General features: G+C 60.1%; 11 protein-coding genes and 1 pseudogene. 10 read left to right on the forward strand and 2 right to left on the reverse strand.

From position 1 onward, the window contains the following. Positions 1-91: 91 nt before the first annotated feature. The 9 genes and pseudogenes from EDF33_RS03720 to EDF33_RS20470 all read left to right on the forward strand — a co-directional run. The gene (locus EDF33_RS03720) at positions 92-1,000 is read left to right on the forward strand and encodes an ornithine carbamoyltransferase (RefSeq protein ID WP_165901295.1); all 909 of its coding nucleotides are present in this window, start codon (positions 92-94) and stop codon (positions 998-1,000) included. Beyond that, positions 997-2,406, forward strand: coding sequence for an amino acid adenylation domain-containing protein (locus EDF33_RS03725; RefSeq protein ID WP_131844925.1), 1,410 nt, complete (start codon positions 997-999; stop codon positions 2,404-2,406). Before EDF33_RS03720 ends, EDF33_RS03725 begins: the two co-directional genes overlap by 4 nt. Further along, positions 2,399-2,641, forward strand: a complete 243-nt coding sequence (locus EDF33_RS03730) for an acyl carrier protein (protein WP_131844924.1) — start codon at positions 2,399-2,401, stop codon at positions 2,639-2,641. Before EDF33_RS03725 ends, EDF33_RS03730 begins: the two co-directional genes overlap by 8 nt. Positions 2,642-2,716: 75 nt before the next feature. Next, a complete protein-coding gene (locus EDF33_RS03735; RefSeq protein ID WP_165918702.1) occupies positions 2,717-3,919 on the forward strand; it encodes a hypothetical protein in 1,203 nt (400 codons plus the stop codon). 42 nt (positions 3,920-3,961) lie between these two features. After that, positions 3,962-4,879 carry a pyridoxal-phosphate dependent enzyme gene (locus EDF33_RS03740; RefSeq protein ID WP_165918703.1) on the forward strand — a complete coding sequence of 306 codons (918 nt, stop codon included), beginning with the start codon at positions 3,962-3,964 and terminating at the stop codon, positions 4,877-4,879. Further along, positions 4,872-5,957 carry an FAD-dependent oxidoreductase gene (locus EDF33_RS03745; RefSeq protein ID WP_165901292.1) on the forward strand — a complete coding sequence of 362 codons (1,086 nt, stop codon included), beginning with the start codon at positions 4,872-4,874 and terminating at the stop codon, positions 5,955-5,957. The genes EDF33_RS03740 and EDF33_RS03745 overlap by 8 nt, the downstream gene beginning before the upstream one ends. Before the next feature lie 18 nt (positions 5,958-5,975). Beyond that, complete coding sequence (locus tag EDF33_RS03750) at positions 5,976-10,433, forward strand: condensation domain-containing protein (protein ID WP_132099315.1); 4,458 nt, start codon at positions 5,976-5,978, stop codon at positions 10,431-10,433. Positions 10,434-10,447: 14 nt separating this feature from the next. Then, a complete protein-coding gene (locus tag EDF33_RS20665; RefSeq protein WP_279388048.1) occupies positions 10,448-11,170 on the forward strand; it encodes a 4'-phosphopantetheinyl transferase superfamily protein in 723 nt (240 codons plus the stop codon). A 545-nt stretch (positions 11,171-11,715) separates the two neighbouring features. Continuing rightward, positions 11,716-12,178, forward strand: a pseudogene (locus EDF33_RS20470) (leucine zipper domain-containing protein); the annotation flags it as partial. Between the two features lie 259 nt (positions 12,179-12,437). Here the strand turns inward: EDF33_RS20470 and EDF33_RS03765 are convergent. Next, the gene (locus EDF33_RS03765; protein WP_165918705.1) at positions 12,438-13,229 is read right to left on the reverse strand and encodes an inositol monophosphatase family protein; all 792 of its coding nucleotides are present in this window, start codon (positions 13,227-13,229) and stop codon (positions 12,438-12,440) included. Continuing rightward, positions 13,222-14,292: a hypothetical protein gene (locus tag EDF33_RS03770; protein ID WP_131973734.1), complete on the reverse strand. Its 1,071-nt coding sequence runs from the start codon at positions 14,290-14,292 to the stop codon at positions 13,222-13,224. Before EDF33_RS03770 ends, EDF33_RS03765 begins: the two co-directional genes overlap by 8 nt. 885 nt (positions 14,293-15,177) lie before the next feature. Between EDF33_RS03770 and EDF33_RS03775 the strand changes: the two genes are divergently transcribed. Further along, positions 15,178-17,793, forward strand: a complete 2,616-nt coding sequence (locus tag EDF33_RS03775; protein ID WP_243692342.1) for a TrlF family AAA-like ATPase — start codon at positions 15,178-15,180, stop codon at positions 17,791-17,793. Positions 17,794-17,935 lie beyond the last annotated feature (142 nt).

Consider the following 17,935-nt stretch of genomic DNA (forward strand, 5'->3'; position numbering starts at 1 on the left):
CGGCCGAAGTTCATTTTCCAAAACCCGTCAGTCCATGCACTGGAACTCGCGGTTGTACGTGCGCGTCGCAGCGCAGACGATGAGGTCAACGATGCATAACTACTTGTCGGGCGCCGCGATCTCCGCGGCTGACCTGCGTTCCCTGATAGCCACTTGCCGTAAACTTGAGGCCAGTGGGTACCCGCGCGACTCGCCGGCGGCCGGTCTCGTTGTAGGTGGGCTTTTCACGCTGACCTCCACCCGCACACGCGCTTCGTTCGCTTCGGCGACGGCACGGCTCGAAGCGAAATGGATCGACATGCCGGCGTCGGGCATGCAACTTGCCACGGGCGAGTCTTGGGAAGACACGTTCTTCGTGCTTTCGAAGTACATGGATGTCTTGGTGATCAGGAGCGGGTTGTCGACGGCAGAGCTCGGGGACCTTTGCTCGCGCTCCTCACTATCAGTGATAAACGCGATGTCCTCAGATGAGCATCCAACGCAGACTGTTGCCGACCTCGCGACGATCGAGTTGATTTGTGGGGGGCTCGATGTAGACCTCCTGTACGTGGGTGAGAGCAACAGCACGACTCACGGTCTTATAGCAGCGGCTGCTCTTCTGCCTGAACTTCGTCTCACCGTCGCTTGCCCAGACGGGTACTCGTTGTCAGCGCCATATCGCGCGATCGCCGACAGTACTCCTAACATTCGAGTCGAGTCTGCGATGGATGCGGTGGAGGGAAGACACTTCGATGTTCTCTACACCACCCAGTGGAACACGACAGGTGCGGAGCCGAAGCCTTTTGGCTGGCAGCAAGCGTTCGTGCCGTTTCAGATCAACGATCAGCTTGTATGGAGCACTAAGGCGAGTTTGGTTCTCCATGACCTTCCCGCGCGTCGCGGTGAGGAAGTGAGCGCTGCGGTCATGGAGCGGTTCAGCTACTCAATTGGAAAGCAGGCGGAAATGAAAATGCACGCAGCGGGGGCAGCTCTTCTCCGCACGATGGGGAGTTCCCTTTGATCGCCGACAGCCTGGCAGCAGTTTTCAGGCACGCGGTTGATCATTTCCCGGACCAGGTTGCGCTCCGAACTAGTACGGAGGCCTTTAGCTATCTTCAGCTGTTTGCCGCGGCGGAGGCTGTTCAGGTGAAGATACAGTTCGCGCCGCCTGGCTCACCGGTCAACATCCTGGTGAGCCGCGACGCGGAGTCTGCTGTCAACATACTCGCCTGTGTGCTGTCTGGCCGGCCTTACGTTCCTGTTGATAAGACCTATCCTGCCGAGCGTCAGAACTACGTTCTCCAGGACTCTGGTGCTTGGTTGACGCTCGACGGACTGACGGTTGCGAGTGCCGCGCCCGTGCTGGACCGGAGACTTCCTGACGGTTCGGCCTATGTTATTTACACCTCAGGATCGACGGGGCGGCCGAAGGGTGTCGTGGTATCCAATCGGGCTGTTTGCAGCCTTCTTGGCGCGACAACGGATATACGTGAGCACGGTCGTCCAAAATCGGTGTGGTCGAGTGTGCATTCTTTTGCGTTCGACTTCAGTATTTGGGAGATGTGGGGTGCGTGGGCCGGGGGACACGAACTGCTTCTTGTAGATTCCCTTTTGACTCGGGACCCGTGGGAGTTGGCTGAATTCCTCACGGCCGCAAAGGTTACTCACCTCTCCGCCACCCCGACGTTGCTGGGGATGCTCGTGGAGGCGGACGCTCGCCTCGCCGATGTGCGGCGGATGTATCTGGGCGGGGAGCCGGTAAATATCGACGATGTGACTTCTTTCCTTTCCTACTCCGGAAGCGCCGACCTCGAGATCCACAATATGTACGGAATCACGGAGAGCACGGTACATGTGACCGACAGCATCGCGCCGGCACCATCTGGTCCTCTCGGTGGTACCTCAATTGGTAAGGCCCTGGATCACCTCGAAGTGAGTATCCGGGATACCGAAGGACGGCTCTTGCCAGATCGGATCGTCGGTGAATTGTGGGTATCGGGAAAAGGCCTCGCGACAGAGTACCTCGGCCTCCCTGACGTGACACGCGCGCGCTTCGTCACCGACGCTGAAGGAAGCCGTCACCTCAAAACGGGTGACCTCTCGTACTCCGATGCCGGGGTTTTCTACCACGTAGGCAGGGGTGACCGCCAGGTTCAGATCCGAGGATTCCGCATCGAACTCGGGGAATTGGAAGCCTGCTTAGCGGGAATGCCGGGTGTACGTAGTTGCAGAGCAATGGCTCGGAACGACGACAGTTTGGAAAATCTTCTGCACGTCGACGTCTCCCTCCGCAAAGGCGAACATGTCGATGCGCGGGCCGTCATTCAGTACGTCCGCGCGCACCTCCCAGCACAATTCGTTCCCAGTTCCGTGAAAATCGTCGAGCAAGGCATCACCACCAACGGGAAGGTTGCTTTCGATGGATGAGACTCCAAGCATCGCGGAGATCGAGGCAGCAGTCACTGAACAGTACCGGTCGCTTCTCAGCGCCGGCGACGTCTCTCCCGATGACGACCTCTTCGCGCTGGGTGGCGACTCGCTCCTGCTCACTCGAGTCCTCGGTTGGGTCCGAAGCGAATACAAGGTTCGCGTCTCGGCGATCAACCTAATCGAGTCTGCGTCACCGCGGCGTGTTGCGCGTCTGATCGTCGACCAGTTATGAGCGTTTACTGAAGCATTCAGGATTGGGGAGAATTGTATGACTATGTCTATTTCGGTCGTGTATGGTTGGGGCAGCATGGCTCCGCGTGACCTTTATCTCGCGGCAAAACGGAATGATGTTCGTGTATCCGTGGTGGTTCCTGAGACGGAGCACGGCACGGTGATGCTTCCGGTACTTGCGGACCTCTTTCCGACGTACGTTGCGAAATCACCCTCGGATGTTCTCGCTGTCGCGCCTCATTTAAGAGGGTCTTCCGCAATGGTCACGTTCTCGGAAGAACTGATTGCTTGGACGGCTCGAGCGGCTGCCGTCCTGGGTATTCGTCATACCGCCGAACAAGACATTCCATCCATCGTGGACAAGACAGCGCAGCGTGAACGACTGGCTCTGGCAGGTGTCCCTTGTCCGGCTTTCGTACGGGTCACCGATGCAGAAGAGCTCGCTCGTGTCCCGGATCGTTTGGGGTTCCCATTCGTCGTAAAGCCAGCTGTCGGAGGTGGCAGCCGGGGAACGTTCCGCGTCGGCAACGTTGCTGAGTTGAAGGCGGTGACCCTTGATCTTCTTCACCCGGACGTCTCAAGCGTAGGGGAAGGTTTCATCGCGGAGTCTGAACTGATTGGCCGGCCGACACCGTCGCCATGGGGCGATTACGTCGCGGTAGACGTTGCCAGCATCGGAGGGACGACGACGACGTTGACCATGCTCGGCAAGCTGCGGTTAGACCCGCCGTTTCGAGAGCGCGGTGCTTTCGCTCCGTGGACACTTGACGAGCACGATGCTGAAGAGGCGGTCACGGTCGCTCACGACGCGGTTCGAGCGCTATCGATTGAAAATGGGATCGGCTGCGTCGAAATGAAGCTTACCGTCGACGGTCCTCGCGTGATTGAGGTCAATGGCCGTTTAGGGGCTTGGGGCGATTGGTGCATGGCCTCCGCGTTCGGGAACTCGGCGTTAGACGCCTTCTTCGCGGCGTTGAAAGGGCAGGAGCAGTCACGCGGAGTCTCGCGGAAGGTCGCGTACGCATACGTGGTCAACCCACCCCTGGGACGTACTCGTTTGAAGTCCGTCGACCGGGAATCCTTGCGAGAGCTGCCCGGCGTTGCCTCCCTGAAAATGACGGCTCGCCCGGGTGAGGAACTAGACTCGCGACTCGGTTCGCGGGCCGCGGTCGCTGCAATCTATGGGGAAGCGATGAACCACAAGACGTTCGCAGAATTGGTCCAAGTCATCGAGGTCGGCGAGTTGATCGCTTACGACGGTTCAATGAAGGTGAAGTAGATGACTTCGCACTGCTCAGAGGTTCTATCGAGCATCGCAGCGGTGGTGCGCGACACGCCGTTGCGACCCCTCGGAGATTCGCTGGTCAAATGTGAGTTCCAGCTGCCTTACTCGGGTTCCACGAAGGACCGGTCGGTCCTGGCCGTACTAGAGGACGGTATTGCCTCCGGCGCTCTGATGGAGGGGGGCACGGTAATCGAAGCGTCCTCAGGGAACTTCGCTGTCGCATGCGCGCTCATGTGCTCGCAGATGGGAATCAAGTTCATTCCTGTCCTGGACGGCCATGTCAACAGCACCACCCTTCGCCTTCTCTCCTTGCTGTGCGAGCAGGTGGAGCTCCTGCCTGCCGAGGACGGACGGGGGAAGAGTGCGCTGGAGAGGCGCCGCGATCGAGTTCGGGAAATCGTGCGGACTCGAAGCGACTGTTGGTGGCCTGACCAATACACGAACATGTCGCCCGTACGGGCACACTCCGAAGGCACCTTCAAAGAGATCGTCGATGCCGTTCCGGATGTGGAAGAGATTGTTGTGGCTGTCGGAACAGGTGGAACACTCGCTGGTATCGCGAAGGGGCTCATCGGTCACGATCGGCACATCAAGCTGGTGGCCGTCGACGTGATCGGATCCGAAATTTTCGGTGGGTCCGCGGGACCGCGCCATATCCCTGGAATGGGATCCTCTCTGCGGAGCGCCCTCGTCGACAGGTTTTCTCACCGAGTTGACGAGGTTGTCATGGTGGCAGAAACAGATATTGTCCGCGAATGTCGTCGTCTCGCGCAGTACGAGGGGCTTTTCGTCGGTGGGTCAGCAGGGGCGGTTTCCTTGGCCGCCACTCTCAGAGAGGATGAAGGGCGCCGGAAGCGGGTCATCATCGCGCCGGATCGTGGGCTTCCTTACCTGGACACGATCTTCTCCGACTCCTGGGTCCGCGCGCGGTACGACACAGACGCTCTTGTTTGACGTCGCCGTCGTGGGTTTAGGGGTGCTTGGATCCCAAGTTCTGTTAGCGCTCGCCCGTGAGGGAGTCCCCTGTGTTGGTTTAGAGCAAACGCGTCTCGATAGCAGGCACAACGCATCGAACGGCGGAGACAGTCGAATCTTCCGCAGCCGTTTCCCGGGGCAAGCACCGTTTGAACTCGATTACTCTCGGGACATCTGGCGCGAGTTGTCGGCGGAAGTACGTGGCCCTGTGTTCACTGAGACTCCGATCTTAACGGTGGGGCACGAGGGTGACGAGCGCATTGATGCCTTCTTGCAGATGGCTCGAACCTCGAGCCGGGTCGATGTTCTCGCCCGAGAAGATGCGGTGGACCGCTGGCCGGATCTGTCTGTCACCGATGGCCTAACCGTGATCAGCGACACCAGTGGTGGTGTGATCCGCACGCCGGCGGCTGTAACTGAGGCGATTCGCTTGGCGGTCGTGCGAGGGGCGGTCCTCGCTGCTGAGACAGCGGTGCTCAGCGTGGCTGCTGACAACGGTCGCTTCCGAGTCGATACGACGACTGGCTCCGTGGTTACAGGAGCGGTCATATTCTGTACCGGAGGGGCTCCTGCGATGACGGGTGCGCGCATTCCTAGTGACGACGCTCTACTGGAAGCCGTTCCACGCCGAGTTGTGCTGGGTTGGAGACACCGACCTCAAAGCGACGCTCCGGTGAAGGAACAACCCACCGGCATGCGATACCTCGATCAGGGAGCGGCGCTCTCCTTCTTTGCGCCGATCGACGATTGGGGCCACAAATTCAACTACATTGCTCGTGCTCGCGCACAGGTCGATCGAAGCCACTCAAGCTTTGAGCTTGACGACATCTTGCCATTACTAGAGTACTCCTCGGAACTACTCGGGTCGTTCGATTCAGGTTTATCGCGGGTGGAGAGTTACCGTGAATTCTACGCAAACTCCCCGATCCTCAGAAGCATCAGGCCCGGTATTGCCGCCGGTTACGGCTTCTCAGGGAACGGTTACAGAAATGCTCCTTGGTATGCGCAACAGCTGATACAGCTAGCACTGCCAACGGTCAGCTTTTCTCACCTTTGACGATAAGGAGAACACCAAATGTGGACACTTGCGACTCCACAAGAAGAAAATATCTGGACTGCTGACAAATTGGCCACCGGGGGCTCCGGCTACAACATCCCGTATGCATGGCGCATTCTGGGGTCGTTCGATGCTGGACGTCTGCGTGAAGCTTACGGTCGAGCCCTTCTTTCCTTCCCGGCGCTGACTTCGGTATACGGGCTCCGGGGCACCGCACTCATGAAAGAGAATCGATCATGGCTCGCGCCTGTGTTTGTATGGGCGGACAGTGAGGATATCGAACACGTTAACCTCGAGATCAGTGCCGAGGTGTCGGCTCCCTTCCTCCTTGAGTCGGCCCCGCCAATACGGGCCAAGGTGTTCGCTCTCAGTCCTGGGGATCACGTGTTCTCGGTCACTATTCACCACATTGCTTGTGACGCTGATTCGGCACGCCAATTCTTTGCCTTTCTGTCTGCGGAGTACAACCGCATAGACGCTGTACCGGTTGACGAACGCGCTGCTGTTGGGTCAGGGGCCGTCGGTCCTCCCGGCAGTGCGCTTCAGACGCAGCCCGTAGCCCTATCGACACCCCTTGGGGATGGTGCGTCCCGCTCAGCTGCATCCGAACCTCCTGACCGACGTAGTTCAGCGGAGGATGAGGAAGGCCTGATCTACTGGACAGAGCACTTGGCGGGCGCCTCCACAGTGTCCTTTGCCGGATTCGGCTCGGAGCTCAGCGACCCTTCTTCATCGTTTCTGGAGTGGTCACCGACAGAAGCACGGTGGCAGGACATGCGCGAGCTGTGCAACTCAGCCGCGGTATCGCCGTTCATGTTTTGGTTTTCCGCGTATGCGATCGCGATTCACAAGATGCTCAGCGTCGATGATTTCACAGTGGCATACCCTGTGTCTCTCCGGGAAGTCAATGACCCGATTGACGGGGTCAACGTCAATACGCTGCTTGCTCGCTTCACTTTCACACCGGACACGTTGCTCAAAGACGTCCTGCGTCATACCCGTGCCGAGCTTTTAACCGGCGCCGAGTACAAGCGCGTCGCGTATGCGCACCTAGTCGCTCAAGAGCGCCGCGGAGCCCTCCCGGGTCAGTGGGGCGAATCTGGCGCGCTCTTTACCGCGATGTTCAGCCATGCTTCGGTACCCCCGCTGTTGAAGCTCAAGGGGTGCGACAGCGCTCCGGTCGCGGTGGTCAACAGCGAGCCGATGTGTCCGATGAGACTTGAGGTGCTACAGACTGCAGGTTCGGATGTTCCGACGCTCCAGCTGTCGTTCCGACAGTCATCTCTTCGGGACGTCGAGGCACAAACGTTCCTTCGGCTGCTCCGCACCGTTGCGGACGCGCTCGTGAATAACCTCGAACTCTCGATCGAAGACAGCGTTGTGATCGAGGAGAGAGCGGCCACTCAATGGGGACGTTTGGAAGACCTCGGCTCAGAAAATCTGATAGCTGCCGTCCGCAGTGCCGCTGACCTCCGGCCCGACAGCATAGCAATCAGTCATCAAGGGCTGTCGGTTCGCTACAAGGACCTAGTCCGACGAATCGATCAGGCCCGGCATCACTTCCGGATGGCCGGCCTCGAACGGGGTGCTGTCGTCTCGCTTAGTAGCGGCAGGAGCGTGGACCTCATAGCAATTGTGTTAGCGGCTATCGAATCTTCGATAACATTCTGTCTGCTTGACCCGGACGGACCAGCAGAGAAAAACTCGAACGCATTAGATCGTTTGGACCCAGACCTGTGTCTGGTGGAGAAGTCCTCCATGCGCTTCCCGCACTCCTACACGGCTTGGACAATCGAGGAGTTCCTGGCCGGCCGAGTTCAGCATCGTTCTAGCGCTTTGCACGAATCAGGACCTCGGCGGGGACCGGGAAGGGATACCGATGTTGCCTATGTTGTGTTCACATCGGGCACGACAGGCACGCCGAAAGCGATTGCAGTGCCTTCCGCGGGGTTGCGGAACCACGTGAACTGGGCCACGCGCTTCCACGGCCTGACAACTCATGATGTCGTCGGATTCAAGACAAACCCGTCATTCGATGCCGCTCTCTGGGAATTCATCGCGCCGCTGCGAGTCGGGGGAGAAGTAGCAGTGCTCCCTGCTCGTCGCGAAAAGGTGCCAGACTACGTCGCGCAGTGGCTGAGCGAGTCGCGAGTGACGGTCCTTCAGGTGGTCCCCTCATTTCTTCGCCGGCTTCTCGACGAGCCAGGTTTCAAGTTGTGCCGGACCCTCCGGCTCGTGACCTCGGCGGGCGAGGCCCTGCCGGAGGACTACTCCGCTGAGACGAAGCGACTCGTGCAGGCTGAAGTGACCAACACTTACGGGCCGAGCGAGACCTCCGTCGATGTCGCCGCATTCGCCACGCGGGCAGATACGGAGCATCCAGCCCGTGTCGTGCCGCTCGGTCTTCCGATCGACAACACGGGGTTGGTAGCAGTCGACCGTCGAGGTCGGCCTGTCGCGCAGGGCGTGCCGGGCGAACTCCGAGTCCTCGGTGCGGGCGTCGCAAATGGGTACCTCGGGATGCCGGCTGAGACTGAGAAACGGTTTCTCTCCGAGTCTGGCGAGCGGCGCCAACGCGCGTACATGACTGGGGACATTGTGCGGTTCATCGAAGGAGAGGGGTTTCATTTCCTCGGGCGGGCGGACTCGGAGGTGAAGGTGAACGGTGTCCGGATCGATCTCGGCAACATTGAACAGATCATCATGCGTCACCCCAGTGTCTCCGCCGCCCGAGTGGTTGCGGTATCGAATGAGGGAAGCCCCTCGGCCCTTCGCGCCTACGTTTCGGGGGACGCTCATCTGACCTCTTTGGACGTTCGCGAACTGCTTGTCCGTCACCTTCCGCAAGCATCGATGCCCCAGACTGTTGTAGTTCTCGACCATTTGCCGGTCAACGCGAACGGGAAACTGGATCTTGAAGCCCTCGCGAGGTGGTCGGAGAAGGAGAACTCCGAAACGACTATCCTGGCGAATGAGCCGAGATTCGCAGCCGAACTGGCTTCAGCGTGGGAAGCGGTGCTAGGGGAAAAACCTGAAACAGGCGCAGACCACTTTTTCGAGTCTGGCGGCGATTCCATTGCGGCTTTCGCGCTCAGTTCGTGCCTTGCCAGCGTGTACGAACTCCAACTCGATGCCCGGGAAGTCTACACGCGGCCCAGATTCCGTGATCTAACCGCCAGCATACGGCCCCCTGCGCAACGACCGTCATCGAAACCAACTCAGGTCGGGCCGTCGCCAGCGTCGACGGCGGAACTCGAGATGTGGCTTGGCGACCAACTTCACGACGAGCCCGGCGCGTATTCTATACCGGCTGTTTTTTGGGTTGCGACTCTCGACTTTGATCGTTTCGGGGAGTGCATGCTGAGATTGATTCAAATGCACGACGCGCTGCGGACAAAGTATACGTTCGACGGCCAAATGCTTCTTCGGAACGTTACGGAAGTATCGAGCTTCGTACCGAGTCGATCGAGTAGCGCCGCGATGCCGACCGACGACGAACTCCGCGCGGAGTTGACGCGGCCGTTCGATCTCGATCGCGAATTGCCCATTCGCTGCCATCTGTATGAAGTGAGCGGCAATGGTGTCCTGATCACGTTCGTTTTTCATCATATAGTGGCCGATGCGCAGTCACTGGACATCTTCCTGACGCAACTCGAGGCATCCTATGACGGACTCGAATCTGAGACGCCACCGGGGCAGTTCTCGGAGTACGTCGTCGATACGATTGATTCTGCTGGCTCCGCGCAGCGTCAAGCCGACTTCGAGTTCTGGAGAGAATACATTCGTGAACATCGAAGCGGCGAGGCGCGGACAGATTCCGTCGATTGGGAACGTGCGGAAAGTAGCACGCCACGACGGTCGATGGAGAAGTCGCAAAATCTAGGAGTTCAGACTGCGGTCAAGCTCAGTGCTGTGGAGACCCTCGCAAAGCGGACTCGCACCTCGGTCTTCGTAGTACTGCTCGCCGCGGTCGCACGAGGAGCGCAACTGCATGGGAGCGCTTCAGCGTTCACGATTGGGGTCATTGATTCCGGACGCAACGGTGATCGATACCGCAATGCTGTCGGCTGTTTCGTCAATACCTTGCCACTTGTCGGTCTGGTGGGCGACCTCTCTCGTCCCGACTCACTGATCCAGAGGGCGAATGACCAACTCGGAAAGATTCTCCTCCACTCCCGCGTGACTCTGTCAGAGATCGCGCAAATGGTGCGAGAGCCTCGTGGTGGTGGTCAACTCCCACTCATCGACCTGTTGGTGGCGCCTGAGATGGAGTCGTCGACGACGCGCGTCCTCTTCGGGAATGAACAAAGGGCGGTCTATGAGTCATGGCCGTCGAAAGCCGTCGCGACGCTGGTCATCGAACAGTCGACTAGGTCTGACCGTATCTCCTTTCGATTCGGGTCCGAAGCTCAGGAACTCGCTTCAGCGGAGTTCATCAGGACCATCGTCGATGTTCTCGATGAATGGTGCGAATGACACCGGTGGAGACGATGAGAGCGCATTACAGATCATTCGTCGTTTGCGGGGACATTCGCTCCTTGGCGCTGCCCGACGATCTCAATGGAGAGGACGCTGGGGGGCTCCCCAATCAGAGCTACGAGGCAATCTCGCCCATTGAGCGCGTCCGCCGCGAATCCTTCTGGTGTCGCAGGATCGCGCGCGTCCTGATCGGCGAGGCTACGGGAGTGGCTCCCCGCTGGGTGACGCTTACGCAACGATGCGCGGAGTGCGGGGGACCGCACGGCCAGCCAAGGGCTCTCGGCAGCAACGTCTCTTGGAGCCACAGCCACGGTCGCGTGGCGGTTGCCGTCAGTCCAAGGCCCATAGGTGTAGATGTAGAGCTTTTGTCGCGTTTTCGGCCCACGAACGAAACTCTTCAGTGGTTGCAGCCGTCGTTAACCGGTCGAGAGACACGTATGCTTCTCCGAGCTGGCGGCTCGCCAATGACTATGGCGCGAACATGGACGCGGAAGGAGGCCGCCGTCAAGATTGCCTTATGCACGCTGGATTCACTGAATTGTATAGATGTTACTGAGAGTCATCCGCTCCGCTTTGAACGCACGTTTCCGGAAGTGAAACGAGAGTTGCCGTGGCGGTTTGAGACACGAGAGTTTGATGAAGTTGTCTGCTCAATCGTGCACGACCCGGACCAGTTAGCGCTTTTCATCGAGTTGAACGAACAGAGCATCAACTTGGGAAGGTTCGTTGCTTAGATCTCGCTTGTCAACCGCGTTGCAAATCGTGTAAGGGAGGACCGGATGCGGTTCTTTGCAACCGCGTACAAATCTTAGGGCAGAAGCTGCCGTGTGGCACCGATCATTCAAGAGGACCTTTAGCCTTCTGAAGGGCACCGGGCCGGCAAACTAAGCCTGTGCAGTTGAACCGGAACGACTCGACGACGACTAAGGATCCGCTTCTGACCACCGATAGTGCGTAAAAGGACGCGGCCCGCGTGTGGCTGCCCCGCGCGCTCTTTTGCCATTGCGCTGTTAGAGCGGCGTTAGAACGGTCCGGGGTTTTCTCGGACCCGCACCACGCCGTTGATCGGGACTGCCGGTCGCGGCATTCAAGCGCCCCCGGAACGCGGGACCCGGCAGGAGTGCGGGCGTATTCTGTAGGCGCGAACCTCGAAGCGGCTAGCAACTGCACTAGATGTACTCGGCCGTGACATTTGTGACGCTGCGGGTCGCGTGAGGAGACGAGGCACCTTCGCCTGAGTGGAGCCGATCAGTTCCCTCGCCGCCGCAAGGAGGCCTCAGTGGCGCACGCTAACGCCTGTCTCAGCGTGCACGGAGGGGGACTGCTCGTTGCCCGTCGTCAATAACGGTTGGCCGGTCGCGCACGTTGCGAAGAGCTCGGCGTTTCACGTCAATGTGTGCACCGATGGTGCTCCGGTTCCGCGCTGAAGGCGTATCCGGGTTGGTAGACAGGTCGAGCCGATCGCACCGGATGCCCTATAGGACAACCTGGGACGAGAGCGCGCGGTCTTGGAAGCCAGGAGCCCGCTTCGCTTCGGCCCCGCCCGGCTGCGTGCCGACTCCGTATTGCCTGCTCGGACGAGGATCCGGAGCCTGAACCGGCGCCGGGTCCCACCGTTGGCGCGATCGCAGCCGGCCACCGGGGCGCTGATCCGGGCAACGAAATCAACCGCGAACCGTGACGAGCACAAGCACCCCGGGGACCTGGTCCATGTCGATGTGAAGAAACTTGGCCGGATGCCGGCAGCTACCACTACCGTTACCACCACTCCGTGGCGGGCAATGTTTGAGCCCGAGGTTCAGCCGTAGCTGGCCCTAGTGAATCAAGACCAACGCCGATGTCGAGCGGCGCAACTGTACCTGAGCAGCGGGAAGTATACCGATCTTGATGACTAACCGGATTGTCCGGATCAGGACATTCATCACCGAGCTCATTGCGCCCTCCCGACCGCGCCTCCTGCCTCAATCGAATACGGTCTGCGAGTTCACGAGTGCACGGCGTCTAAAGCTTCTCCATAGCACTCAAGATGGGTCGAGCGAGGACGTAAGCGTCCGATCGTGTACTGAACATTGTGAGCGCCGCGGCGCCTCTGGTAAATTGCTCGACACGTCCGTCGAGCGCGTCCACCAGGATCCGGCCGGCGGCGGTATCCCAGACCGGGAGGCCGGCAGAGATGTAGACATGTAGGTCGCCGGCCACGAGGCGGAGCAGATCGCAAGCGGCCGAGCCGCTCCGGGCCACCTCGAAGGAATTCGACAGAGTACCAATGAGCTGGTACGCGTGCCGTGATCTGTCTAGTGCGTACGGGACGCCGACCGCGATACGGGGCGGATCGCTGTTTCTTCGTTTGATAGGGGCTCGAAGTTTGGATGAGACCTTCCCTTTTAGCAGGTGCGCGTATTCGCCCGTGCGAGGCTTCAGAATCGATGCCCCGAAAGCCCTGGTTTCTGAAGATACGCCGACGCTAATCGCGTAATCTTCTTTACCGGCGAGGTAGTTGCTCGTGCCGTCGAGGGGGTCGATGCACCATTTGATGGGGCCGCCGTGGAGGTTGAACCCCTGTTCCTCCGCCATGATGGAGTCACCCGGAAAAGCCCGGCGTATTTCATTCACCAAGAACTTCTGAACCCGCACATCGAGATCGCTGACCAACTCAGTCGTATTGTTCTTGTGTCGGACGTTAGCGGGGGACGCGAAGCCATCGACCATCTCGCCTGCTCTTGTCGCAATCAAGGCGCAGAATTCGGCCCTTCCTCCATTGTCGTCTTCCGGCCTGAGTCGCCGGTCAATCACGTTCGACCGCGTACTCGTCATACAAGGTCTTCAGTTCGGCGGCTACCTCAATTACATCGTCCACCGTGAATTGTGGGCAGTCGAAACCGAGCTCTTCGCGCATAACGTCCGAACTCTCTTCCGTGAACGAGATAACCCCTTGGTCCGAAATGCCGTCGATGCCGTCGGACTGGCCACTGAGTTCGTTGATCGCTCGAGCCTGACCGGCGGAAACAGCGGTTGGAAGCGAGAGTTGACCGCACCACTGTGACAACTCGACGGGATATGCCCCTGGGAGCCCTAGGAAGCCAGGAGAATGTACTAGACGCGGTCGTCCGCCGAGAAGGGCACCGAGCACAGACATTGCGGACAAGGCAGTCATGTCCTGTCCCGTCCGGCCCCCCAACCGTCGGTATTCGCGCTGACACAGTGCGAATAGCTCGGCGTCGAAGCTCGGAGTGTTGATCGTCTGACCGGCTTTGTCCGTTACCTCGAGGTGGTAAGGGGAGGTTCCGGTGTTTCCGCTCCGGGAGAGCCTGTGGCTGACGTAGTGATACGCCAGCATGCGGACAGTTATGTCGGCGGGTTGAAGCCCTGTGAGGTCTGCTGCGCCTAATGTGAGAGCAGGGATGGAGTTCGCCACGTTACCGATTCCGTACGTCGGCGAGAGCCCGCGCGTCTTCAAAGCGGGATTGACCGCATCCGGGAATGCAGCGTTAACGACTACGCTGTTGACACCCGAGTCGCGCACTGCCCGCATCAATTGTAAAGCTGGGGCAAGATGCATGGGTAGCCAAGGCCCAAAGTGGGCCGCGGATATGCGTTCATTCTTCCCTGCTTCAAGTTCGCTTAGCTTGTACCAGGGTTGAATGCTCGCGGTATTGAAAATTACATCTGGCTTGAAGTGCGCGATGACCTCGGAAGACTGCGCGACGTCGCCGAGGTCCGACACAAGTGCGCTCACGCGAGTGAACCTGTTGGACTGCACAGAGCCGAGCGTTGCGAGATTTGCCAGGCGCACTGCCGCATCGCTATTTCGGCCCAGTACGGCAAAGCATGCATCCGGCACGAGCTGGGTTGCCATGATCAAAACCCTTTGGGCTAGATCGCCCGTGCCGACTATGAGCAATCGTGGCATACGTAGATCTGCAGCAGGCGCATGTTCTGTGCGGATGATCTCTTCAGTGGACTGCATAGCACCTCGGCCTTATCGTTTCGGTCTGACCCAAAGCCAGGGCGAGTGCAGGGCATCTCGCCGAAGCTGTTCGTGATGCGAACGAGAGGCGAGCCGGGAAGTAAGGCGCAGTGCGCAAGTGATGCTAAAAATCGGCTCCCCCAGCCGCGTGTACCCCCTCATCCGACACCGTAACACCTCCCCGTGTCAGATGTGAGGCTCAATCATGAACTAATGTGCAGAACCGGGAAGGTTCGCTCGGAGCGGTGACGCTCCCGAACACGCAGCTAACTAGGGCCGGCAGGCGTCGACGCTTCTATCGCCCTCCGCGAGCAGCCCGTCGCGCGCTGCCACCACACCCGCACCCGCCACCAGCCGCCGTCATCGGACGATGGACGTGACGCAGCGGCAGAGGCAGCGACCGTCGTTGCGCCGGCCATTCCTCCCGTAACCGTCGACCAACGTTTTCGGTGCCTGTCGTGTGTGGGTCGCCGTCCGCCCCTTCTTGCGGGACGAGCCAGCCCGCCCGTTAGCTCGGCAGGTTGTGTCTGAGGTCGTACCACAAGCATGGATCAGCACTCCTTCATTGAGATTTGTTCGCATACTACGGTCACTTCGCATGCTGTGTTGGAACCGCTCTCGACGGGCTGCTCACCAAGTCCTGACAGCTGGTGCTAGCGAATCGTCAGGCAGACGGGGGCCGGTACCCGATCGTCAACCGGTCGTATTCGCACGGTCCCTCTTTGTCGGTGATGCACGGTATGTTCCTGAGCATTGCCCAAGTCAGGAGCTTCTGTGTCAGAGTCGATCACCACGCCCGTCGGCGCCCACTGGATCCGAGCCGCCCTCCAGGTCAACCCCTTCTCCTACGAGGGGCGTAACGCTCCGTCGAACTTCTTCGACAACGAAGCCGACTACAACGAAGCCCTCCTGGCGGAGTGTGCTTCGCTCGGTATCTCGCTCATCGCGATTACTGACCACTGGAGGGTGGACTCCGCCGCGGGGCTGGTCGCTGCGGCGAAGGAGAAGGGCATCGTTGCACTCCCGGGTTTCGAGGCCAACTCCTCCGAGGGTGTCCATATTTTGGTGATCTTCGACGCAAACACCGATTTCTCCTCGATCAACGCTTCGATCGGTCGGTGCGGAGTGATGCCGAACTGCCCGAACGGGACCACTGGGGACTCGTACGCGAAGATCATGCAGAAGATGAGTGAAGACGACGCGCTCGTCATCCCAGCTCACGTCAACGTGAGGCCCGCCGGACTGCTCACCACTCGCTCGGGCCAACCCCTTGCCGCCATGATTCAAGCGCCCGACCTCCACGCAATCGGCATCACCCCGTCCGTGGAGGATGCTCGTGATCAGATCGCGGTGATCGAGGGAACTGGGATTTTCAAGCGGCCGCACCCCCTCGCCGTCATTCACGCCGACGACGTCATGGGCCCACGCCAGCTGCGTGCCGAAGGGGCGAGCTCGTGGTTCAAGGTCAGCGCTCCTACGCTGCGCAGCCTCAAGCTGGCGGTTCGGACGCCCGCCACCAGGATCTCGGTGACCGATCCATCGATCCAGCCTCGGACGAGAATCAAGAGCGTCTCCTGGACTGGTGGATACCTGGGCGGTGTAACTGTGCCGATCGCTGAGGACCTGACCGCACTCATTGGAGGTCGCGGCGCCGGCAAGTCCACGATCATCGAAAGCATCCGACACGCCCTCGCGATTGAACCAATCACCCCTCAGGTGAAGGCGGACCACAAGAGCATCGTCTCCTCAGTGCTCCACGGAGGGACGATCATCCGAGTTGAGGTCGAAGCGGTCAGTCCGGTCCCGAAGCGGTACACGATTGAGCGCGAGATCCCCCACCCGCCCGTTGTCCTCGATGCTGCTGGAACGCGCACCAACCTGTCGCCCATCGAAGTGCTGGGGCCGGTCGAGATTTTCGGCCAGCACGAGCTCGCTGAATTGTCGGGCAGCACTGAGCGCGTCGCCGAGCTGGTCCGCAGGTTCAACGGAGAACTCGGCGACGACGCCGACATGCGACGCACGCTGCAGTCATTGCGAACAAACCGCGAAGATCTCATCCGCGCCGAAGATGCCCTCGACGCTCTTGATGCTGAGCTGGGGCGCATACCCGGGCTCAGCGAGCAGGTGGCCCACTACGAGACAACTGACGTGCCGACCAAGCTTGCGGGCCAGCAACGAATCGGCCAAGACGCAGCGGTCTTTTCGGAAGGCACCCGGCGAGTCCGCGCAGTAGACGACGCCCGGGGCGTGTTCGTGCAATCGCACGCGCTGCGGGGTCTCGCCGCACCCCTCGCGAACGTCGAAGACGCGCCCCAACGCCAGCACCTGGCGCGTGTTGAGCAAGCAGTCACCCAGCTACAGGGTCAAATGGAGGAGCTGCTCGAGGAAATGACAGCCGCTGTGGCCGCGTCTCGCGACGAGATCGAAGCCGCCCGTCTCGCTTGGGAGACCGACACGGCAGATGAGAAGGCGTCGTACGGCGAAGTAATGCGGGAGCTGCACGAGCGCAACCTCGATCCCGACACCTTCGTGGCGATCAAGGAAGAGCTCGACAAGCTACGGACAATCGAACCGCGCCGGACCGCTCAGAAGAAGGACCTCGAGAACCTGCTGTCAACGCGCGAGACCCTGCTTGTCGAACTCCGCGGCCATGAAACGCAACGAACCGAGCGGCTTCACGCCGCGATCGGCGCCGCGAATACAGCCACTAGTGGGGTTGTCGTCGCGCGCCCCACCGCTACGACCGAACGCAGCCACGTTCTTGACACCATAAAGCCCTACATCAGCACTCAGCGCACACAGATCTCGGCCGCGATCAACGCCGATTCCTTCTCACCGCGAACCCTCGCAGCAGCAATCCGCGGTGGGACCGAGGCGCTGAACGCCCTCGGCATCCGCGGCGCTCAAGCAGCTGCACTCGCGGCCGCAGGCGAACGGCTCGCCCGCGAACTCGACGAGCTGCGCATCGAGCTGGCCGTCGAGGTGTTGCTGCAGGTCAACGACACGGGACTTCGGTCAATGGACCAGCTGTCAAAGGGCCAGCGCGCCACCGCGCTGCTCCTCCTATTGCTTGCCGCATCCAATGCTCCCCTGATCATCGACCAACCAGAAGATGACCTCGACAACAACTTCGTCTACCAAGGTGTGGTCACAAAGCTCCGCGAACTCAAGGGCAAGCGCCAGATCATCGCCAGCACCCACAACGCAAACGTCCCCGTGCTTGGGGACGCCGAACTCATCGTCGCACTCGAGAGCGATGGTACGCATGGCCGTCCTTCCCCGGACGGCATCGGCTCCCTCGATGACGCAGCGATCCGCGGACTTGCCGAGAACATCCTCGAAGGTGGCCCAGCAGCTTTCAACGCGCGGCAGCACCTATACGGCTTCTGACGGGAGAGGTCTAGAACGCCATCCGGCCTCTGTCGGGTGGGCGTTCTGTCGTCGATCCCATGGCGCACCGGCCGTAGCGGTCGTACCGAGCTTCCACCACCAGTCTCACATAGCTGGTCCGAACACATTCGCGGTGGAGGGG

The organism is Curtobacterium sp. PhB146, from assembly GCF_004342995.1.
In the GTDB taxonomy this organism is placed as follows: domain Bacteria; phylum Actinomycetota; class Actinomycetes; order Actinomycetales; family Microbacteriaceae; genus Curtobacterium.

Bases quoted from the DNA above. Each gene is read 5' to 3' on its own strand.
- EDF33_RS03720 (WP_165901295.1), top strand. From the start codon at position 92: ATGCATAACTACTTGTCGGGCGCCGCGATCTCCGCGGCTGACCTGCGT.
- EDF33_RS03735 (WP_165918702.1), top strand. From the start codon at position 2,717: ATGGCTCCGCGTGACCTTTATCTCGCGGCAAAACGGAATGATGTTCGT.
- EDF33_RS03750 (WP_132099315.1), top strand. From the start codon at position 5,976: ATGTGGACACTTGCGACTCCACAAGAAGAAAATATCTGGACTGCTGAC.
- EDF33_RS03730 (WP_131844924.1), top strand. From the start codon at position 2,399: ATGGATGAGACTCCAAGCATCGCGGAGATCGAGGCAGCAGTCACTGAA.
- EDF33_RS03770 (WP_131973734.1), bottom strand. From the start codon at position 14,292: ATGGCAACCCAGCTCGTGCCGGATGCATGCTTTGCCGTACTGGGCCGA.
- EDF33_RS20665 (WP_279388048.1), top strand. From the start codon at position 10,448: ATGAGAGCGCATTACAGATCATTCGTCGTTTGCGGGGACATTCGCTCC.